This is a genomic window from Streptomyces sp. W16 (assembly GCF_033194735.1).
Taxonomy (GTDB): domain Bacteria; phylum Actinomycetota; class Actinomycetes; order Streptomycetales; family Streptomycetaceae; genus Streptomyces.
Genome location: NZ_JAWOAI010000971.1, coordinates 1 through 1,904, shown reverse-complemented (window position 1 = coordinate 1,904; position 1,904 = coordinate 1). Strand labels below are relative to the sequence as shown.

2 protein-coding genes are annotated in these 1,904 nt (G+C 72.0%); both read left to right on the top strand.

The genetic code is table 11. The features are described 5' to 3' along the window. Window positions 1–332: TrmH family RNA methyltransferase (locus tag R6V09_RS52060; protein WP_317888390.1), on the top strand; the 332-nt coding region annotated here is incomplete at its 5' end. Window positions 333–450: 118 nt separating this feature from the next. Further along, the coding region (locus R6V09_RS52055) for a DoxX family protein (RefSeq protein ID WP_317888389.1) at window positions 451–1,904 on the top strand (1,454 nt) is incomplete at its 3' end.

The window sequence follows — 1,904 nt, the reverse complement described above, 5'->3', positions numbered from 1 at the left end:
CCGCCGGCGCCTGGAAGACGTCGGCCGGTACGGCGGCCCGTACGCCCGTCGCCCGCGCGACGAACCTGACGCGCGCGCTGGAGGCGTACAAGAAGGCCGGCATCGCCGTCGTCGGCCTGGCCGCCGACGGAGAGGCCGAGATCGGCGAACTCCCCGCCCTGGGGGGCCCGGTGGTCATCGTCGTCGGCAGCGAGGGCAAGGGCCTGTCCCGCCTCGTCGGCGAGACCTGCGACTACCGGGTGCGGATTCCGATGCCGGGTGGCGCGGAGTCGCTGAACGCCGGTGTCGCGGCGGGGGTTGTGCTCTACGAGGCTGCCCGTCGGCGTAGCTGAACGGACGTTCGGCGCGGTCACCCACTCGGGGCAATCTGGGGTGCGAGGGCGAGCTTGACGCTGTCCGGACACATCCGGCAAGTCAAAGCAGTGTCCTAAACACACGTCACTCGGTTAGATGAGTGTGGACACCAGAACACCCCGCACACCCACGGGGGACCGCTCGTCCGGATTCCAGTCCGGGTTGGACGACGCTCCCGCGCTGAGCATGGTGAAGGTGCCGAGCGATCCGGCCCAGGTCATCGTCAACCATGCGAGTTTCCGCGTGCAGCTGGGCGCCTCGACGCGCACCCAAAACCCGCGCCTCGCACGGCAGTTGAGCACCGCCGAGGACACCGCCCGGATGCCCGCGACCGGCCCGGGCGGCGCCCGCCGGCGGGCTGTCGTCTGGAGCGGCAAGTCCGCCCCGGACGACACCGGCGCCCACCGGCTCCTGCAGGCCGTGCGGGGCAGCGGCGTCCGCCACGGCGAGCAGCCGGCCGGCGACGCCGGCGCCACGCAGGTCATCCCCCGTATCCAGGACGGCGGTTACGGCGGCGGCTACGACGGCGATCTGACCGCGCAGACCCTCGAAACCCCCATCGTCGGCGCCCAGCGCGGCCACGCCCACGACACCGGCGAGAACCGACTCCTGCCGCAGATGCGGACCGTGGGCAGCGCCTACGACGAACCCGCCTACGGAGACGGGGAGTTCGAGGACTTCGGGGCGAACGGCGACAGCGAGCAGCGCACCGGACGACACCCCAACGACCCGGTACGGCACGCCTATTACCCGGGCCGCCGGATGAACCTCGGAGTCGTCCTTCTCCCTCTCCGTATCTTCCTCGGCTTCATCTCCATCTACGCCGGCATGGGCAAGCTGTGCGACCCCGTCTACTTCGACGGCGGCAAACGCGGCTCCATGGTGAAGTGGCTCAACACCCTGCACCCCTGGGAAGTCGCCGAGCCACTACGGCAGTTCGCCCTCCAGCACCCCGTCGGCTCCGGCCTCGTCATCGCCTTCGCCCAGGTCATCGTGGGCGTCCTGACGATCCTCGGCCTGTGGCAGCGGGTCGCGGCGGTCGGCGGCGCGCTGCTCTCGGCCGCGCTCATCGTCACCGTCAGCTGGAAGACCGTTCCCGCCTACGACGCCCCCGACATCATCTACCTCGCCGCCTGGTCCCCGCTGATCATCGCCGGCGCTCCCGTCTACTCCATCGACGGCCGCCTCGCCGGCAACGCCTGGCGCCGCCTCGGACCCCGCGCCGACATCTGGGAACTGCGCCGCTACGTCCTGCGCCGCGGCGCCCTGGTCACAGCGGTCTCGATCGGTCTCACCCTGCTCATCGGCTCGCTGCTCGGCGGTGCGGTGCGCGACTCCAGCCGTGTGGTCGTCCCCGGCCCCGGCGAGGCCCCGCGCAACGAACTGCCCGGCGCCCCGCTCCCCGGGGAACCGACCAAGAGCCACAGCAGCAACCCCTCGGCGGTCAACTCGCCGTCCCGGCACGCCACTTCGGCCAGCCCGTCGCACGCCGCGACGAGCCCGGGCGCGACCCACTCGTCCGATACGGCGACCAGCGGCGCCCCCAGCCA